The organism is Sphingomonas rustica, from assembly GCF_039652585.1.
Taxonomy (GTDB): Bacteria; Pseudomonadota; Alphaproteobacteria; order Sphingomonadales; family Sphingomonadaceae; genus Sphingomonas; species Sphingomonas rustica.
This window is the reverse complement of record NZ_JBDIZK010000003.1, coordinates 289,104-305,680: the sequence shown is the minus strand read 5'-3', so window position 1 is coordinate 305,680 and position 16,577 is coordinate 289,104. Positions and strand designations below refer to the sequence as shown.

Here is a 16,577-nt window from a genome sequence, read left to right as displayed (position 1 = left end):
CAGCCACCCCTCACTTATTGCTTCGATGCTTCCGGCTTGTCCGGGGTTGCGGGCGTCGGCTCAGCCGCCGCGGTGGTCGTCACCGGCGGGCCCTTGGCGATCGCCGCCGCAAGGATCGTTCCGTCGGCGCATGCCTTGGTGCCGCAGATCGTCTTGATCTTCGCCAGGTTCTGGTTGGCGCGTTCGACCGCGCCTTTCTGGACCATCGCCACGCCCTGCCCGCGCAGCGCCTGGACGTCGTTCGGTTCGAGACGCAGCGCCTCGCCATACATGCGGATCGCCTTGCCCGGCAGGCCGCGGGCATTCGCGACCTCGGCCAGTGCGGTGAAGGCCTCGCGATTGCGCGGATCGATCGCCAGCGCGCTTTCATAGGCATCGGTGGCGCGATCGAAATTGCCCGCGGTCTGGGCGGCGCGCCCCTCGCTGACCAGCGCGATCGAGCGCGGATCGATCTGATCGTCGGGCCGCTGCGCGACCAGGGCCGAGGAAACCGACAGCAGCATCAACGCAAGCGCCGCCGAAATCGCAGTGAAACGCATCACCATCTCCGAAACTCTAGTCGTTCTCGCTACCATTGCCGCACCAGTTTCGCGACAAAAAAGCCATCGGTCGAGTGGGACAGCGGGGTGAGGCGCACGCCTGCGCCGCGCGCTGCGCCGCGATCGAATTCCGGCGCCGCCGCCTGCCAGTCGGGATGCGACGCGAGAAAGGCATCGACCTGCCCCGCGCCCTCCGCATCGAGCAGCGAACAGACGATATAGACCAGCGCACCGCCGGGCCGCACGAGATCGGCGGCGATCCCCAGGACATGGCGCTGGGTCGCGACATAGCGATCGAGCCGGTCGGGGGTCAGCCGCCAGCGCGCTTCGGGATTGCGGCGCCACGTGCCGGTACCCGAACACGGCGCGTCGACCAGAACGATGTCGGCGCGGCCGGTCTGGTCGACGAGCTGCTGCGCCTCCTTGCCCGGATCGAGCAGTCGCGTCTCGATGATCGACACACCGGCCCGCTCCGCGCGGGGCGGCAGGCGTTGCAGGCGCGCTCGATCGATGTCGCAGGCCAGGATGCTGCCATGGCCCGCCATCGCCGCCGCGAGCGCGAGCGTCTTGCCGCCGCCGCCGGCGCACAGATCGATGACATGCTGGCCGCGCTCGGGCCGGGCAGCGATCGCGACGAGCTGGCTGCCGGCGTCCTGCACCTCGATCTCGCCGCGATTGAACGCAGGCAGGTTCTCGACGCGGGTGTCGGACGGCAGGCGCAGCGCGTCGGGTGCGAAGCCGACCGGCTCGGCCCCGGGGATCTGGGCGGCGACCGCCGCGGGGTCCGCCTTGAGCCGGTTGACGCGGATATCCAGCGGCGCGCGGGTGAGCAGCGCCGCCTGTTCGCCGTCATCGAGGCCTGACGTCTCCAGCGCGGCAATCAGCCAGCGCGGCGCCACGCCGGGCTCGGCGACCGGTTCGGCCGGATCGATCGTCGCGGGACCATAGGGTGATCCGTCAAACGCGGGCTTCAGCTCGGGCGAGGACTCGGCCAGCGCCAGCAACGCGGCGCGCCCGCTGACCGGCGGCTCGCCGACCAGCCGGATCGCCTCATAGACCAGCTCGCGGATCGCACGGCGGTCCTTCGACCCGGCATAGCGCCGCGTCGCGAACCAGCGCGCGATGATCGTGTCCGCCGCCGCCCCCTGTCCCCGCGCTGCGGCGGCGATCAGGTCGAGGAGGTCGATAGCAGCCTGGGCACGTGCGGATGGTGTCATGAAGCAGAAGTGGTCACGTTGATGAAGGTCGCCGTGACCCAAGCAGACCCGCACTGCTTTGGAAAGACGCGAACGGAAGTGACAGCGCCCCTGATGTCGGAAGGTGTGTCAGTTCAGTCGAAATATGGAGCAAACGCGCCTCGCACCTGCTGATCGCGCGTCGCGTCGTACACCGCCATGACCACCCGGCTGAAGCAGCCAGCAAACTCGCCAGACAAAAGATCGTGGAACATTTGCGCGATGGCGCCCGCATCATTGCGAAATACGCCACAGCCCCATGCGCCGAGCACGAGCACCGAATGCCCGTGGCGATTGGCCACCCAAATCAGCTTGCGCGCGCGTTCGCGGTTCGTAGCATCGATCAGGTTGGCGCGGTCAGGCTCATTCTGCCACACCGCTCCTGCGTTGACCGCCGGTGCTGTCAGGAAGCTCACCATATATGGTGTCGCCAACAGATGGCCATCGTCACGACGAAACACGGGAACGCCGGGCGAATACAGCATCCAGTCGGAGTAGAGGCATGTCGAGCGAGCGCGATTATGCTCGTAGAGTTCGAACTGCGCCATCTGGGTCGGGTAGAGTGCAGAGGCCCGAGCGAGTGACTCTTCCTGCGCCTGCGATCCGTTCAGAAAGCCCCCGCCCGGATTCTTCGCCGAGGCGAAATTCAGCGCAAAAAGATCTTTAGCACCTTCCCCAACAAGCCGCTCCGCAGCTTGCAGCGTCGTCTCTCCGGTCAGCTCGAACGCGGTAGCCGCAAAGCGACGCTCAACTTCCATCTGCGTCGGGAAGTCAGCGTCGCGATACAGGCGGGCGCTCGCGACCGCCTCAGTCACCGCGTCACGGATCGACACTGTCGCGCCAAACTCGTCGGCATAGGTCCCGCGATCGATAATCGCGAGCGTCTCCTCGGCCAGCGCGACGCGGGCGGCGCGGTTCATCGATCAGCGCGTCGGATAGTTCGGCGCCTCGCGCGTGATCGTCACGTCATGGACATGGCTCTCGCGCAGACCGGCATTGGTGATGCGGACGAAGCGCGCGCGCTCCTGCAGCTCGGGGATCGTGTGCGAGCCGGTATAGCCCATCGCTGCCTTGATGCCGCCGACCAGCTGGTGGATCACGTCCTTGGCCGGGCCCTTGAACGCGACCTGGCCCTCGATGCCTTCGGGCACCAGCTTGAGCTGGTCCTTGATGTCCTGCTGGAAATAGCGATCCGCCGATCCGCGCGCCATCGCGCCGACCGAACCCATGCCGCGATACGCCTTGTAGGCGCGGCCCTGGTACAGGAAGGTTTCCCCCGGGGCCTCGGCGGTGCCGGCCAGCAGCGAGCCGATCATCGCGCTGGATGCGCCCGCGGCAAGCGCCTTGGCGATGTCGCCCGAGGTGCGGATGCCGCCATCGGCGATCACCGGCACGCCGGCCTTCTGCGCGACCTTTGCCGCTTCCATCACTGCGGTCAGCTGCGGCACGCCCACGCCGGCGACGATGCGCGTGGTGCAGATCGAGCCCGGGCCGATGCCGACCTTCAGCCCGTCCGCGCCGGCATCGATCAGCGCCTGTGCGGCATCGCCCGTCGCGATGTTGCCGGCGATCACCTGGACGCTGTTCGACAGCTTCTTCAGGCGCTCGACGGCGCGCGCGACATCCCGGTTATGGCCGTGCGCGGTGTCGATCACGACCAGATCGACCTCGGCATCGACCAGCGCCTCGGTCCGCTCGAAACCCTTGTCGCCCACGGTCGTCGCAGCCGCGACGCACAGGCGCCCGGCAGCGTCCTTGGTCGCGTGCGGGTAGGTGACCGCCTTCTCGATGTCCTTCACGGTGATCAGGCCGACGCAGCGATAGGCGTCGTCGACGACCAGCAGCTTTTCGATCCGGCGCTGGTGCAGCAGCTTGCGCGCCTCCTCCTGGCCGACGCCGACCGAGACGGTGGCCAGATTCTCGTGCGTCATCAGCTCCGAGACCGGCTGGTCCGGATTGCCGGCGAAGCGGACGTCGCGATTGGTGAGGATGCCGACCAGCTTGCCGCTTTCCTCGACGATCGGGATGCCGCTGATCCGGTGGCGCTCCATCAGCGCGCGCGCTTCGGCCAGCGTGCCGTCGGGCGTCATCGTGATCGGGTTGACGACCATGCCGCTTTCGAAGCGCTTCACCTGGCGAACCGCCTCGACCTGCTGGTCGACATCGAGATTGCGGTGGAGCACGCCGATGCCGCCGAGCTGAGCCATGACGATCGCCATGTCCATCTCGGTGACGGTATCCATCGCCGAGGACAGGATCGGGATGTTCAGCGCCAGGTTGCGCGTGACGAAGGTGCGGGTGTCGGCCTGGCTGGGCAGCACTTCGGATTCCGCCGGAAGCAGCAGAACGTCGTCGAAGGTAAGGCCGAGAGGGATTTCCATGTGGGTGCCAAGATCCTGAGTCGGAGGTTGGCGAGCCATGTAAACGCGCCCTCCCGGAAACGCTAGGGGGTCAGGCCAGCTTGTGCGGGGTCGGATCGCCGCGTTCGGCGATCAACCGGCGCCTGGCCTCGTCCCGCGCCCGGGCGAAGTCGGCGCGGATGTCGGGATTGGCTGGATCGAGATCCGCCAGGATCGCCTCGTCCTCCTGAAGCGCAATCCGCCCGACCATTGCCTCCGGGTCGTGCCCGATCGCAGCCGCCAGCATCCTCATCGTGCGGGCGCGCAGGCGGAATTCGAAGTCCATCAGCCGCGCGGACTCGATTTCCTCCTTCTTCAGCAAGGCGCCGCGAAGATCGAACACCATGACGCCATCCTAGGGTCGATCGGCGCGGGCGATCAAGGCGCGCGCCTGATCGACATGCATCGCCTCGATCATGCGATCGCGGAACCGCTCCGCCCCGCCGGTCGCGGCTTCGATCAGGGCACGGGCATCGGCGAGTTCGGCGTCGGTCGGTCCAAAGGCCAGCGCGGTGGTCGCGATCTGGTTCGGGTGGATCAGCGACTTGCCGTCGAAGCCGAGCGCGCGACCATGGCGCGCCTCGTCGGCCAGACCGTCGGCATCGTCCAGCCCGTTGAACACGCCGTCGAACGCACAGATGCCGGCGGCCCGCGCGGCAAGCACGATCGACTGAAGCGCCAGCGACAGGCTGTCCCGGCTGGCGACCGGGGGGATGCGCAGCTCCGCACGCAGGTCGTTGGTCCCGGCGAGCAGGCCGATCACACCCGGGACCGCGGCGATCGCCGCGGCGTTCAGGACCCCGCGCGGCGTCTCGATCATCGCGATCAGCCGGGCGCCGCCGAGCGCGGCGATCACGGCCGCGACCTGATCGGGCGACTCCGCCTTGGGCAGGACCGCCAGCCGGCACGCGCTGTCGCGCACCGCGGCGAGGTCGGCGTCATGTTCGGCCGTGCCGCGGCCATTGACGCGGATGGCCAGGATTCGGGCACCCCAATCCTCCCCGGCCGCTGCCACCGCCATGGCCCGCGCTTCGTCCTTCAACGCCGGCTTCACCGCGTCTTCGAGGTCGAGGATCACCATCTCGGCATCCAGGCCGTGCGCCTTCTCGATCGCGCGGGCATTGGAAGCGGGGAGGAACAGGGCGGTGCGGGGCGCAAGGGCTGTGGTCATGGCCGTTGCCTATGCTAGCAAGGGACAGGTTTTGCGAGAGGTGAGAATCGAAGATGGACCCGCTGTTTATCCTGGCCATGCTCGCGCTGGCAGTCGTGATCCTCTACCTCTTTTCCAGCCTCAAGATCGTCACCCAGGGCTATCAATACACGATCGAGCATTTCGGCCGCTTCACCGCGGTCGCCTCGCCGGGTCTGAATTTCTATCCCGCCTTCTTCTACCGTGTCGGCCGCAAGGTGAACATGATGGAACAGGTGATCGACATTCCGGGCCAGGAGATCATCACCAAGGACAATGCGATGATCTCCACCGACGGCGTGGTGTTCTTCCAGGTCCTCGACGCCGCCAAGGCCGCCTATGAGGTGTCGGACCTCTATGTCGCGCTGCTCCAGCTGACGACGACGAACCTGCGCACCGTGATGGGCTCGATGGACCTCGACGAGACGCTGTCGAAGCGCGACGAGATCAACGCGCGGCTGTTGTCGGTGGTCGATCATGCAACCACGCCTTGGGGCGTGAAGATCACCCGGGTCGAGATCAAGGACATCCGTCCGCCCGCCGACATCGTCAACGCGATGGGCCGCCAGATGAAGGCAGAGCGCGAGAAGCGCGCGAACATCCTCGAGGCGGAAGGCACGCGCGCCTCCGAGATCCTGCGCGCCGAGGGCCAGAAACAGTCGAAGATCCTCGAGGCCGAGGGTCGCAAGGAAGCCGCCTTCCGCGACGCCGAGGCGCGCGAGCGCGCCGCCGAGGCCGAGGCCAAGGCGACCGAGCTGGTGTCCGACGCGATCGCCAAGGGATCGGCCAGCGCGATCAACTATTTCGTCGCGCAGAAATATGTCGATGCGGTCGCCAAGTTCGCTACCTCGCCCAATGCCAAGACGATCCTGTTCCCGGTCGAGGCGACCCAGCTGATCGGCACGCTGGGCGGCATCGGCGAGCTGGCGCGCGAGGCACTGGGCAATGGTCCCACGCCCCCCGCCCCGCCCACCCCGCCGCGGCGTGAGCGGCCGCAGCCGTTCCTGACGCCGGAGCCCAACCAATGAACGAGCTGCAGGCCATATTGGCGCAGCCTGGCATCGCCTGGCTGGCGCTGGCCGCGGTGCTGGCGATCGTCGAGCTGATCGTGCCGGGCATCTTCCTGGTCTTCATCGCCGCCGGCGCCGCCGCGACCGGCCTGATCGCGCTGGTCCTGCCGCTGCCGGTCTTCGTCGAGATCGGCATCTTCGCGGTCGCGTCCTCGGTCGCCGTCGCGGTCGGGCGCCGCTGGTATGTCGATCGCCCAGTGCCCAGCAGCGACCCGTTGTTGAACGATCGTATAGCAAGGCTGATCGGCCAGACGGTCACCGTGTCGCATCCGATCATTGCCGGCGAAGGCCGGGTGCGGGTTGGCGATGGCGAATGGCCGGCGCGCGGGCTGGACGCGCCCACCGGCGCGCGGGTCCGCATCGTCGGGCAGCGCGACGGGTCGCTCGATGTCGAGCCCGTGATTTCCTGAAGATTCGGAGAAGTTGATGCGTACCGACCGCCGTACCCTTCTGATCGGGGCGGGCGCCACCGCCGCCCTGTCCACCCTGCCCGCGCGCGCGCTGGCAGCTGGCGCAGCCGATGCGCGCGCCGAGACGATGCTGACGGCCATTGCCGAGCAGTTGCTGGTCGATTCGCCCGAGGCCGCGACGCAGCTGGGCATCGACACCGGCAAGCGGGCGAAGCTGAAACAGCGGCTCGAGGATCGAACGACCAAGGGCAAGCAGGCGGTCGCCGACCATCTCCGCAAGGGGATCGCCGACCTGTCGACGCTGGACCCCGACAGCCTCGACCATACGATGCGCGTCAATGTCGACGTGGTGAAGACCGCCTTCCAGTCCGGGCTGGACGGGATGAAGTTCGGCTATGGCGATGTCGCGGTCGGCGGATGGCGCAACTCGCCCTATGTCGTCGTCCAGAATGTCGGCGCGTTCCTCGACACGCCGCGCATGCTGGAGAATGAGCACCGCATCGAGACCCCCGCGGACGGCGAGGCCTATCTCGACCGGCTCGCCGCCTATGCCGGTCAGCTGGATGGCGAAACCGAGCGGCTGAAGATCGCCGAGGGCAAGGGCGTGGTCGCGCCCGATTTCCTCCTCGACAAATGCCTGAAGCAGATCACGCTGGCGCGCAGCGGTCATGTCGCCGCTTGGGGCGTCGTCACCTCGCTCGCCAACCGCACCGCGGGGATGAAGGGCGATTTCGGTCAGCGCGCATTCGATATCTGCACCTCTGCCGTCATTCCGGCGCTCGACCGCCAGATCGCCGAGCTCCAGCGCCACCGGGCCAAGGCGACCGGCGACGCGGGCGTGTGGAAATTCCCCGATGGCGACGCCTATTATGCCTGGGCCCTGCGCGCCGGGACCACGACCGATCGCAGCCCCGACGAGGTGCACAAACAGGGCCTGGCGGAGCTTGCCGAACTTCAGGCGAAGATGGACGTCATCCTCAAGCAGCAGGGCTATGCGCAGGGCAGCGTCGGCGCGCGGATGACCGCGCTCGGCAAGGATCCGCGCTTCACCTATCCGAACACGGACGAGGGCCGCGCGGCGATCGTCAAGCTGCTGACCGAGCGGATCACCGACATGCGCGGGCGGATGCCGCAGGCGTTCAACACGCTGGTCCCGGGCAATGTTGAGGTGAAGCGCCTGCCGCTCGCCGAGGAGCCCGGCGCGCCCGGCGCCTATGGCGGCCCCGGATCGATCGACGGCAAGACGCCCGGCCGGCTGTGGATCAACCTGCGCACCACCGACATCTGGACGAGCTACAGCCTGCCCGACCTCGCCTATCACGAATCGATCCCCGGCCATGCCTGGCAGGGCGAATATACGTTCAAGCTGCCGCTGGTCCGCTCGCTGCTGCAGTTCAACGCCTATAGCGAAGGCTGGGCGCTCTATGCCGAGCAGATCGCCGACGAACTGGGGGTATATGACGCAAACCCGGTCGAGCGGCTGGGCTATCTGCAGAGTCTGGCGTTCCGCGCCTGCCGGCTGGTGGTCGACACCGGCCTCCATGCCAAGCGCTGGACGCGGCAGCAGGCGATCGAATGGTTCGCCTCCACCAACGGATCGTCGGTCGACGAGGTACAGGGCGAGGTCGATCGCTATTGCTCGTGGCCGGGCCAAGCCTGCGGCTACAAGGTCGGGCATAGCGAGATCAACCGCCTGCGCGACCGGGTGAAGAGCGAACTCGGCCCGCGCTACGACTTCAAGGCGTTCAACGACGCGATGGTGCTGGGCGGCAACGTGCCGATGACGGTGCTCGGTCGCGTGATCGACCGCCACATCGCGGAACGCAAGGCGTGATCCTGCGCCGCTGGTCCAGTCGCATCCGCACCGCCGAGCGCGACGCCTATGCCGCCTATATCGAGGAAACGGGCGGCGCCGATTACGGATCGACGCCGGGCAATCTGGGCTTCCAGATGCTGTTCCGTGACCTGGGCGACGGCACCAGCGAGGTGACGACGCTCAGCTGGTGGCGCAGCCTGGACGACATTCGCGGCTTCGCCGGCGAGGATATCACGGTCGCCCGCTATTATCCCGAGGATGACCGCTATCTGCTCGACCGCCCCGAGACGGTCGAGCATCACGAGGTCGTGCGAAACAGCCTGCCGTTCTGACCCGTGACGGCCGGGCCTGGATGGCCCGGCCGCCGGTCGCCTCAGGCCACTTCGGTCGAGCGCGGTGCCGCCTGACGCACGCCTTCGTCGACATGATCCGCAAACTGCGCGAAGTTGGCGACGAACTCGTCGACCAGCCGCGCGGCGGTCAGGTCATAGTCGCCCTTGTCGGCCCAGGCCGCCCGCGGATCGAGCATGTTTGGATCGACGCCCTCGACCGCGACCGGCACCATGAAGCCGAAATTCGGGTCCTTGCGGAACTCGGCCGAGGCCAGGCTGCCGTCCAGCGCGGCATTGAGCAGCGCACGGGTCACGCGGATCGGCATCCGCTTGATCCCCGGCATCGTCGCCTTGCCGCCCGACCAACCGGTATTGACCAGCCAGCACTTCACCCCGCCCTTCGCGATCCGCTCCTTGAGCAGATTGCCATAGACCGAGGGGTGGCGCGGCATGAACGGCGCACCGAAGCAGGTCGAGAAGGTGGCGGTCGGCTCGGTCACGCCGATCTCGGTCCCGGCGACGCGCGCGGTATAGCCCGACAGGAAGTGGTACATCGCCTGTTCCGGGGTCAACTGCGCGATCGGAGGCAGCACGCCATAGGCATCGGCGGTCAGGAAGATGATGTTCTTCGGCACCGGCCCCAGGTTGCGCGCGCTGGTGTTCGGGATGAAGTCGAGCGGATAGGACCCGCGGCTGTTCTCGGCCAGGCTGTTGTCGAACAGGTCGAGCTCGCGCGTGTCGGGCTCCATCACGACATTTTCGAGCACCGTGCCGAAGCGCCGGGTCGTGGCGAAGATCTCGGGCTCGGCCTCGGCCGACAGGTTGATCATCTTGGCATAGCAGCCGCCCTCGAAATTGAAGACCGCCTCGTCCGACCAGCCATGCTCGTCGTCGCCGATCAGCGTGCGGCTGGCATCGGCGGACAGCGTCGTCTTGCCGGTGCCCGACAGGCCGAAGAAGACCGCGGTATCGCCGTCGGGGCCGATATTGGCCGAACAGTGCATCGGCATGATGCCGTCGACCGGCAGCAGATAGTTGAGCAGGCCGAAGACCGACTTCTTCATCTCGCCCGCATAGGCGGTGCCGCCGATCAGGATCAGCTTCTCGGTAAAGTTGACCGCGATCACCGTCTCGCTGCGGGAGCCGTGGCGATCCGGGTCGGCGCGGAAGCTCGGCAGGTCGATGATCGTATATTCGGGGACGAAGCCCGATAGCTCGTCCTCCGACGGCCGCACCAGCAAGGTGCGGATGAACAGATTGTGCCAGGCGAGTTCGTTGATCACCCGCACGCGGACGCGGTGCTCGGGCTGGGAACCGCCATACAGGTCCTGGACGAAAAGGGTGTCGCGCGCGGCCACTTCGGCCAGGAAGTCGGCCTTCAGCGCGGCGAAATGCTCGGGCGTCATGCCGCGATTGGTATCGCCCCACCAGACGGTGCCTTCGGTCTCGGCATCGCGGACGATGAACTTGTCCTTGGCGGAGCGCCCGGTGTGCTTGCCGGTCGTGACGACCAGCGGACCGTCCTTGGCCAGTCGCCCCTCGCCGCGGCGGACGGCGTGTTCGATCAGGGGGGCGGTGATCAGGTTCCAGTGAGTCGTGGCATCGGTCGCGATGCCCTGTGCGTCGAGCGCGTGGCTCGGCGTGCGCGTGTTCATGGTCGTCTCCCGGTTGCGCCGCATTCTCTGACGCTTGACTGACGTTGGCCGGCGGTAAGCACCCACCGAAACCGGGGTCAATCCGTGTAAACGTTGTCAGATTCAGGGTAACCGATGTCATCGGATTGAGCGGTGAGAAACTTTGGTCTAACGGTGGGCCAATGGCTCGCAGCAACGCCCCGTACGTCGGATGACGGCGACGATCGCGCTGGTCGATGACGACCGCAATATCCTCACCTCTGTCTCGATCGCGCTTCAGACCGAAGGCTTTCTCACACGGGTCTATTCGGACGGCGAAAGCGCGCTGAAGGCGCTGATCGAGAATCCGCCCGACCTGGCCGTGCTCGACATCAAGATGCCGAAGATGGACGGGCTAGAGCTGCTGCGCCGCCTGCGCGAGAAACGGCCGATCCCCGTCATCTTCCTCACCAGCAAGGATGACGAACTGGACGAGGCGCTCGGCCTCGCCATGGGCGCCGACGACTATATCTCGAAGCCGTTCAGCCAGCGGCTGCTGATCGCCCGAATCCGCGCGATCCTGCGCCGCACCGAGGCCAGCCTGCCCTCGATCGAGGGGCAGCCGCAGGAGGCGGCCCAGCCGCTGGTCCGCGGCCGGTTGGCGATGGACCCGGCACGCCACCGCGTCACCTGGGACGGCACCAACGTCACGCTGACCGTCACCGAATTCCTGATCCTCGAGACCCTGGCGCAGCGCCCGGGGATCGTGAAGACCCGCAACCAGCTGATGGATGCGGCCTATCAGGACGATATCTATGTCGATGACCGGACCATCGACAGCCATATCAAGCGCGTCCGGCGGAAGTTCCGCCAGGTCGATTCCGACTTCGATGCCATCGAGACGCTCTATGGGGCCGGATATCGCTTCTCGGACGAGTGACGAGCGCGGCCTCGCGCTCAAATTGTCCAACAGGATTTCGCTGACTCCGCGAATCCTGGCGGTCAACATCTTCGCCCTAGCGCTGCTGGCCGGCGGCTTCTTCTATCTCGATTCCTATCGCAGCCGGATCGTCGAGAGCCGGATGGCGCAGGCCAGCCGCGAGGCGCGACTGATCGCCCAGTCGCTCGCCTCGGCAACCAAGGAGCGTCGCGACCTGCTGGTGCTCAGCCTGGCGCGCGACATGGGCGTGCGCGTGCGGCTGTACGACCAGAAGGGCGTGATGCTGTCCGACAGCCGCGACCTGGGCCTGCGCAACGTCGTGCTGCGCGACCCCGACAAGGATCCGTGGAACCAGTCGATCGCGCGATTCCTGGATGCGGTGATCGACACCGTCGCCGGCGCCGATCGCGCCCCGCAATATCGCGAACGCGACCCGCATCAGGGATTCGACTGGCCCGATGTCCAGACCGCGGCGGAAACCCACGGCGCACCGGCGACCGTATGGCGCGCGCCCGATCGCACCCCGATCATCACCGCCGCCGCGCCGATCACCGGGCTAGGCGTCGTCATGACCACGGTGAACGCACGCGACATCACCCAGACGGTCCGGATCGAGCGCTATCGCCTGGGCGTGGTGCTGCTGATCGTCTCGCTCGCCTCGATCTTCCTGTCGCTGTTCCTGGCGCGCACGATCGTCCGCCCGCTGCGTCACCTGGCGCGCGCCGCAATCCGCGTCCGGCTGGGGCGCGCGCGCGAGGTGGTGGTTCCCCGCCTGCCCTCGCGCTCGGACGAAATCGGGCTGCTGGCGCGCGCCCTGTCCGACATGACCCAGGCCTTGCGCGCTCGGATCGATGCGACGGAGGCCTTCGCCGCCGACGTGACCCACGAGCTGAAGAACCCGCTGGCGTCGCTGCGATCGGCGGTCGACAGCCTGGCGACGGTCAGGAAGCAGGAACATCGCGACCAGCTGCTGGAAATCGTCCGCGACGATGTCCTGCGGCTCGACCGGCTGATCACCGACATTTCCGAGGCATCGCGCCTGGATGCACAGCTGAGCCGCGCGACGTTCGAGCCGATCGATATCGGGCAGATGGTCCAGGCGCTGATCGACCAGCGCGAGGCGCGCGGGCTGCCGCTGGGCATCCGATTGGTGTTCGATCGGACGAGCGACGCGCCGCTGGTCGTGCTGGGCGAAGGCGCCCGGCTCGAGCGGGTGTTCGACAATCTGATCGAGAATGCGATCTCGTTCTCGCCCGAGGGCGGGCTGATCGCGATCTCCGCCACCAGCGACGATCGCATGCTGACCGTTCGCGTCGAGGATGACGGCCCCGGCGTGCCCGAGGAAGCGCGCGACGCGGTTTTCCGCCGTTTTCACACCGTTCGTCCCGCCAGCGAGGCTTTTGGCCAGCATTCCGGCTTGGGGCTTGCCATCGCGCGTACGATTGTCGAGGGGCATCAGGGAAGCATCGTGGTGGAAAGCCGCGAGGATCGGGTGAGCGGGGCGCGATTCGTGGTCCGTCTGCCCCTGGCCGAGGGCGAATGATGGTCGAACTGAGGGTGCCTCAACTGTCGTCCGAAACGATCCACGCAAGCTGCGTGGCGATCGACGGCCGCGCCGTGCTGATCGAGGGGGGATCGGGCGAGGGCAAGTCGGACCTGGCGCTGCGGCTGATCGATCGCGGCGCGTCCTTGGTCTCCGACGACCAGACGATCTGTCATCGCCCGGATCGCGGCGGAAGTGCCCTGATCGCATCGTCGCCTGCCACCATCGCCGGCAAGATCGAGGTGCGCGGCATCGGCATCGTCGAGATGCCGCATGTCGACAAGGTGCCGGTGGCGCTGGTCATCGAGATCCTCGATTCGCCGCCACGCTTTCCCGAGGATCGCCGGACGCGACGGATCGCCGGCGTCGAGGTGCCCGTCCTCCCCCTTCCCGCGCTCGAGCCGTCTGCGCCGATCAAGGTCGAACTGGCGCTCAAACGGATCGGCGCGTGAGCAAGCCGCGCCCGAAACAGATCCTGTTGGTGACCGGCATGTCCGGCGCCGGCAAGTCGACCGTGCTGCGTACGCTGGAGGATCTGGGTTGGGAGACGGTCGACAATCTGCCGCTGCTGCTGCTCAACCGCCTGCTCGACACCGCCCCGCGCGAGGACGGCGACGATGATCGCCCGCTGGCGGTCGGCATCGGCGTCGCCACGCGCGGTTTCGACGCCGAGAGCATCGTGCGCCGCATCAAGAAGCTGCGCGAGGATCACGGCCACGACATCGGCACGCTGTTCCTCGATTGCGCCGGCGCCGAGCTGGAACGCCGGTACAGCGAGACGCGCCGCCGCCACCCGCTGGCGCAGGACCGGCCGGCGAGCGACGGCATCGCGCATGAGCGCAACCTGCTGATGCCGCTGCGGCGCTGGTCGAACCGGCTGATCGACACGACCAGCCTGGCGTCGAACGAGCTGGCGCACCAGATCCGGGCGACCTTTGCCGGCGACCGCGAACCCACGCTGTCGGTAATGTCGTTCGGCTTTGCCCGGGGCCTGCCCAGCAATGCCGATCTGGTCCTGGACATGCGCTTCCTGCGCAATCCGCACTGGGTCGACGCGCTGCGTCCCGGAACGGGCAAGGACGAGGACGTCTCGGCCTATATCGCCAGCGACCCGGCCTATGATCAGGCAATGGTCGAGATCGAGTCGCTGCTCCTCCTGCTGCTGCCGCGCTACGAGGCCGAAGGAAAATCCTATGTTACGATAGCGTTCGGATGCACCGGTGGCCGCCATCGTTCCGTGCATGTCGCGGAACGGGTTGCCGCGCGGTTGCGCGAGGAAGGTTTTTCGCCCACGGTGACCCATCGCGATCTGCAGACTGCGCCGCAGGATTCGCTTGAAGGGGCGCCGGCGGCGGCATCAGGGGGCGGAGTTCAGGTGAAATGATTGGTCTCGTACTCGTGACGCACGGGCGGCTCGCCGAAGAGTTCGTGGTCGCGATGGAGCATGTGGTGGGTCAGCAGGAGCGCATCGCGCCCATCTGCATCGGCCCCGAAGACGATATGGAAGAACGCCGTGCCGACATCGCCAAGGCGATTGCCGAGGTGGATGGCGGGCGCGGCGTGATCGTGCTGACCGACCTGTTCGGCGGCACCCCGTCCAACCTGGCCATCTCGCTGATGCAGGCGGGCAAGGTCGAGGTGATCGCCGGCATCAACCTGCCGATGCTGATCCGGCTTGGCGGTGCCCGCAAGACGATGAAGGTGACCGAAGCGGTCGCCGCCGCGCGCGACGCAGGCAAGAAATACATCACCGTCGCGTCCGAAGTGCTGGGAGAGGCTGCTGCATGAGCGGAACGAGCCGCACCGTTCTCATCGCCAACCGCCGTGGCCTGCACGCGCGCGCCAGCGCGAAGCTGGTGACGCTGGCGTCCAGCCAGACGGTACCGGTCACGGTCGAAAAGAACGGATCGGCCGTCACGGCGACCTCCATCATGGGCCTGATGATGCTCGGCGCGGCGATGGGCGATACCATCACCATCAGCGCCGAGGGCGACGGCGCCGCCGATGCGGTCGCCGCGCTGGCCAAGCTGGTCGAGGACCGGTTCGGCGAGGATTGAGTTTCCCGCAGCCCTCACCATGTGTATGATTCACATCGGGAATACACATCATGCGCACGAACATCGTTATCGATGACAGATTGATCGCGGATGCGATGGAAGCGACGGGCCTTCGCACCAAGCGGGAAGCGGTTGAGCTCGGGCTCAGGACGTTGCTTCGTCTGCATCGCCAGGGACATATCCGCGCCCTTCGCGGCAGGCTGGCCTGGACCGGCGATCTCGAGGCGATGCGAACCGACGGATGATCCTGGTCGATTCGAGCGTCTGGATCGATTTCTTTCGTGGTGTTTCCGCTCCGCAGACCGACAGGCTGGATGCGGCCTTGGGAATCGAACTCGTCGCGATCGGCGATCTGAATGTGACCGAGGTGCTTCAAGGGTTTTCATCCGACCGCGACTATGTCCAAGCCGAAGCGCTGCTCGCGACGCTTGTCCTTGTCGAAATCGGTGGGTGGGACGTTGCCGAGCGCGCTGCCCGACACTTCCGGACGTTGCGGGCGAAGGGCGTGACTGTGCGAAAGACGATCGATACGCTGATAGCGACCCGCTGTATCCTTGATGGCATACCGCTGCTCTATTCTGATCGTGACTTCGACCCGTTTGTGGAGCATCTGGGGCTGCAACCATGCCTCGTGAAATCACCGCCTTTTCCAACCCGCTGATCAAGCGCGTCCGCAACCTCCGCGACAAGAAGCATCGCCGCGAGGAAGGCCTGTTCCTGGCCGAGGGGCTGCGCATCCTGACCGAGGCGCTGGAGGCGGGGCGAATCCCCGATTATCTCTTCTATGCCCGCGACATGGCGACCCATTCGCTGGTCCATGACCTGATCGACGCGACCGAAGCCGCAGGCGGCGAAGCGATCGAGACCAATGCCGATATTCTCTCCAAGCTGTCGGGCAAGGACAATCCGGGCGCGGTGGTCGGCGTCTATCCCGAATTTACCGTCGCACTATCGGACCTCGACCGCAGCGCAGCGCCGATCTGGCTGGTGGCGGAGCGGCTGCGCGATCCCGGCAATCTGGGCACGATCCTGCGTACCGCCGACGCGATCGGCGCGGGCGGACTGATCCTGGTCGACGACTGTGTCGATCCCTTCTCGGTCGAAGCGGTGCGCGCATCGATGGGCGCGCTGTTCACCGTGCCCGTCGCCAGGGCCAATTGGGCAGAATTCGCGACCTGGCTGCGCGCCGGGCCCGGCCAGCTGGTCGGGCTCAGCCTCGATACCGAGGTCGATTATCAGGCCGCGCGCTACGAGGCGCCCACCTTCCTTCTGACCGGCAACGAGGCGCAGGGCATGCCCGACTTCATGGCCGCGGCGTGCGACATCACCGTCAAGATCCCGATGCTCGGCAAGGCGGACAGCCTGAATGCCGCGATCGCGACTGCGGTGATGGCCTATGAAGTGCTGAATCAGCGGCGACGCGGCTGAACGGCT

20 protein-coding genes are annotated in these 16,577 nt (G+C 66.9%); 13 read left to right on the top strand and 7 right to left on the bottom strand.

The features are described 5' to 3' along the window. Window positions 1-14: 14 nt before the first annotated feature. The 6 genes from TPR58_RS07075 to TPR58_RS07050 form a co-directional block, all read right to left on the bottom strand. Complete coding sequence (locus tag TPR58_RS07075; protein ID WP_346245919.1) at window positions 15-539, bottom strand: tetratricopeptide repeat protein; 525 nt, start codon at window positions 537-539, stop codon at window positions 15-17. A 29-nt stretch (window positions 540-568) separates the two neighbouring features. Next, window positions 569-1,756 (bottom strand): RsmB/NOP family class I SAM-dependent RNA methyltransferase, encoded by a 1,188-nt coding sequence (locus TPR58_RS07070; RefSeq protein ID WP_346245918.1) that lies wholly within the window; start codon window positions 1,754-1,756, stop codon window positions 569-571. 113 nt (window positions 1,757-1,869) lie between these two features. Then, window positions 1,870-2,694, bottom strand: a complete 825-nt coding sequence (locus TPR58_RS07065; RefSeq protein ID WP_346245917.1) for a TIGR02452 family protein — start codon at window positions 2,692-2,694, stop codon at window positions 1,870-1,872. A gap of 3 nt (window positions 2,695-2,697) precedes the next feature. Next, window positions 2,698-4,155 (bottom strand): IMP dehydrogenase, encoded by a 1,458-nt coding sequence (gene guaB, locus TPR58_RS07060; RefSeq protein ID WP_346245916.1) that lies wholly within the window; start codon window positions 4,153-4,155, stop codon window positions 2,698-2,700. Between the two features lie 70 nt (window positions 4,156-4,225). Then, window positions 4,226-4,519: a hypothetical protein gene (locus TPR58_RS07055; protein WP_346245915.1), complete on the bottom strand. Its 294-nt coding sequence runs from the start codon at window positions 4,517-4,519 to the stop codon at window positions 4,226-4,228. Window positions 4,520-4,528: 9 nt separating this feature from the next. Beyond that, entirely contained in the window at window positions 4,529-5,344 is an 816-nt protein-coding gene (locus TPR58_RS07050; protein ID WP_346245914.1) for an HpcH/HpaI aldolase/citrate lyase family protein, read from the bottom strand. A 53-nt stretch (window positions 5,345-5,397) separates the two neighbouring features. Here TPR58_RS07050 and TPR58_RS07045 point away from each other — a divergent pair, with 53 nt between their 5' ends. From TPR58_RS07045 to TPR58_RS07030, 4 genes are read left to right on the top strand one after another with little or no spacing between them, the layout of a single operon-like run. After that, window positions 5,398-6,390, top strand: a complete 993-nt coding sequence (locus tag TPR58_RS07045; protein ID WP_346245913.1) for an SPFH domain-containing protein — start codon at window positions 5,398-5,400, stop codon at window positions 6,388-6,390. Beyond that, window positions 6,387-6,842, top strand: coding sequence for an NfeD family protein (locus TPR58_RS07040; protein ID WP_346245912.1), 456 nt, complete (start codon window positions 6,387-6,389; stop codon window positions 6,840-6,842). Before TPR58_RS07045 ends, TPR58_RS07040 begins: the two co-directional genes overlap by 4 nt. 16 nt (window positions 6,843-6,858) lie before the next feature. Further along, on the top strand, window positions 6,859-8,676 hold the full coding sequence (locus tag TPR58_RS07035) for a DUF885 domain-containing protein (protein WP_346245911.1): 1,818 nt from the start codon (window positions 6,859-6,861) through the stop codon (window positions 8,674-8,676). Continuing rightward, window positions 8,673-8,990, top strand: coding sequence for a hypothetical protein (locus TPR58_RS07030; protein ID WP_346245910.1), 318 nt, complete (start codon window positions 8,673-8,675; stop codon window positions 8,988-8,990). Before TPR58_RS07035 ends, TPR58_RS07030 begins: the two co-directional genes overlap by 4 nt. A gap of 41 nt (window positions 8,991-9,031) precedes the next feature. Here the strand turns inward: TPR58_RS07030 and TPR58_RS07025 are convergent, their stop codons facing one another. After that, window positions 9,032-10,645 (bottom strand): phosphoenolpyruvate carboxykinase, encoded by a 1,614-nt coding sequence (locus tag TPR58_RS07025; RefSeq protein ID WP_346245909.1) that lies wholly within the window; start codon window positions 10,643-10,645, stop codon window positions 9,032-9,034. Between the two features lie 190 nt (window positions 10,646-10,835). On the opposite strand from TPR58_RS07025, the gene TPR58_RS07020 reads away from it, so the two are divergent. The 9 genes from TPR58_RS07020 to TPR58_RS06980 are packed head-to-tail and all read left to right on the top strand — an operon-like array spanning window position 10,836 to window position 16,571. Further along, window positions 10,836-11,543: a response regulator gene (locus tag TPR58_RS07020; protein ID WP_346245908.1), complete on the top strand. Its 708-nt coding sequence runs from the start codon at window positions 10,836-10,838 to the stop codon at window positions 11,541-11,543. After that, window positions 11,512-13,086, top strand: a complete 1,575-nt coding sequence (locus tag TPR58_RS07015; RefSeq protein WP_346245907.1) for a sensor histidine kinase — start codon at window positions 11,512-11,514, stop codon at window positions 13,084-13,086. Before TPR58_RS07020 ends, TPR58_RS07015 begins: the two co-directional genes overlap by 32 nt. Further along, window positions 13,083-13,538, top strand: coding sequence for an HPr kinase/phosphorylase (locus TPR58_RS07010; RefSeq protein WP_346245906.1), 456 nt, complete (start codon window positions 13,083-13,085; stop codon window positions 13,536-13,538). Before TPR58_RS07015 ends, TPR58_RS07010 begins: the two co-directional genes overlap by 4 nt. Further along, a complete protein-coding gene (gene rapZ, locus TPR58_RS07005) occupies window positions 13,535-14,470 on the top strand; it encodes an RNase adapter RapZ (protein WP_346245905.1) in 936 nt (311 codons plus the stop codon). Before TPR58_RS07010 ends, rapZ begins: the two co-directional genes overlap by 4 nt. After that, window positions 14,467-14,874: a PTS sugar transporter subunit IIA gene (locus tag TPR58_RS07000; protein WP_346245904.1), complete on the top strand. Its 408-nt coding sequence runs from the start codon at window positions 14,467-14,469 to the stop codon at window positions 14,872-14,874. The genes rapZ and TPR58_RS07000 overlap by 4 nt, the downstream gene beginning before the upstream one ends. Continuing rightward, window positions 14,871-15,143 carry an HPr family phosphocarrier protein gene (locus TPR58_RS06995; RefSeq protein ID WP_346245903.1) on the top strand — a complete coding sequence of 91 codons (273 nt, stop codon included), beginning with the start codon at window positions 14,871-14,873 and terminating at the stop codon, window positions 15,141-15,143. The genes TPR58_RS07000 and TPR58_RS06995 overlap by 4 nt, the downstream gene beginning before the upstream one ends. Window positions 15,144-15,193: 50 nt before the next feature. After that, the gene (locus TPR58_RS06990; RefSeq protein WP_346245902.1) at window positions 15,194-15,388 is read left to right on the top strand and encodes a type II toxin-antitoxin system VapB family antitoxin; all 195 of its coding nucleotides are present in this window, start codon (window positions 15,194-15,196) and stop codon (window positions 15,386-15,388) included. After that, window positions 15,385-15,804, top strand: coding sequence for a type II toxin-antitoxin system VapC family toxin (vapC, locus tag TPR58_RS06985; protein ID WP_346245901.1), 420 nt, complete (start codon window positions 15,385-15,387; stop codon window positions 15,802-15,804). The genes TPR58_RS06990 and vapC overlap by 4 nt, the downstream gene beginning before the upstream one ends. Beyond that, window positions 15,768-16,571 (top strand): TrmH family RNA methyltransferase, encoded by an 804-nt coding sequence (locus TPR58_RS06980; protein WP_346245900.1) that lies wholly within the window; start codon window positions 15,768-15,770, stop codon window positions 16,569-16,571. The genes vapC and TPR58_RS06980 overlap by 37 nt, the downstream gene beginning before the upstream one ends. Window positions 16,572-16,577: the final 6 nt, after the last annotated feature.

What these genes read in the sequence shown, in the direction of transcription:
- TPR58_RS07020 (WP_346245908.1), top strand. Translation starts at nt 10,836, where the DNA reads ATGACGGCGACGATCGCGCTGGTCGATGACGACCGCAATATCCTCACC.
- TPR58_RS07050 (WP_346245914.1), bottom strand. Translation starts at nt 5,344, where the DNA reads ATGACCACAGCCCTTGCGCCCCGCACCGCCCTGTTCCTCCCCGCTTCC.
- TPR58_RS07015 (WP_346245907.1), top strand. Translation starts at nt 11,512, where the DNA reads ATGGGGCCGGATATCGCTTCTCGGACGAGTGACGAGCGCGGCCTCGCG.
- TPR58_RS07040 (WP_346245912.1), top strand. Translation starts at nt 6,387, where the DNA reads ATGAACGAGCTGCAGGCCATATTGGCGCAGCCTGGCATCGCCTGGCTG.
- TPR58_RS06995 (WP_346245903.1), top strand. Translation starts at nt 14,871, where the DNA reads ATGAGCGGAACGAGCCGCACCGTTCTCATCGCCAACCGCCGTGGCCTG.
- guaB (WP_346245916.1), bottom strand. Translation starts at nt 4,155, where the DNA reads ATGGAAATCCCTCTCGGCCTTACCTTCGACGACGTTCTGCTGCTTCCG.
- TPR58_RS07070 (WP_346245918.1), bottom strand. Translation starts at nt 1,756, where the DNA reads ATGACACCATCCGCACGTGCCCAGGCTGCTATCGACCTCCTCGACCTG.
- vapC (WP_346245901.1), top strand. Translation starts at nt 15,385, where the DNA reads ATGATCCTGGTCGATTCGAGCGTCTGGATCGATTTCTTTCGTGGTGTT.
- TPR58_RS07035 (WP_346245911.1), top strand. Translation starts at nt 6,859, where the DNA reads ATGCGTACCGACCGCCGTACCCTTCTGATCGGGGCGGGCGCCACCGCC.
- TPR58_RS07055 (WP_346245915.1), bottom strand. Translation starts at nt 4,519, where the DNA reads ATGGTGTTCGATCTTCGCGGCGCCTTGCTGAAGAAGGAGGAAATCGAG.
- TPR58_RS07075 (WP_346245919.1), bottom strand. Translation starts at nt 539, where the DNA reads ATGCGTTTCACTGCGATTTCGGCGGCGCTTGCGTTGATGCTGCTGTCG.
- TPR58_RS06980 (WP_346245900.1), top strand. Translation starts at nt 15,768, where the DNA reads ATGCCTCGTGAAATCACCGCCTTTTCCAACCCGCTGATCAAGCGCGTC.
- TPR58_RS07000 (WP_346245904.1), top strand. Translation starts at nt 14,467, where the DNA reads ATGATTGGTCTCGTACTCGTGACGCACGGGCGGCTCGCCGAAGAGTTC.
- TPR58_RS07010 (WP_346245906.1), top strand. Translation starts at nt 13,083, where the DNA reads ATGATGGTCGAACTGAGGGTGCCTCAACTGTCGTCCGAAACGATCCAC.
- TPR58_RS07065 (WP_346245917.1), bottom strand. Translation starts at nt 2,694, where the DNA reads ATGAACCGCGCCGCCCGCGTCGCGCTGGCCGAGGAGACGCTCGCGATT.
- TPR58_RS07045 (WP_346245913.1), top strand. Translation starts at nt 5,398, where the DNA reads ATGGACCCGCTGTTTATCCTGGCCATGCTCGCGCTGGCAGTCGTGATC.
- TPR58_RS07025 (WP_346245909.1), bottom strand. Translation starts at nt 10,645, where the DNA reads ATGAACACGCGCACGCCGAGCCACGCGCTCGACGCACAGGGCATCGCG.
- TPR58_RS06990 (WP_346245902.1), top strand. Translation starts at nt 15,194, where the DNA reads ATGCGCACGAACATCGTTATCGATGACAGATTGATCGCGGATGCGATG.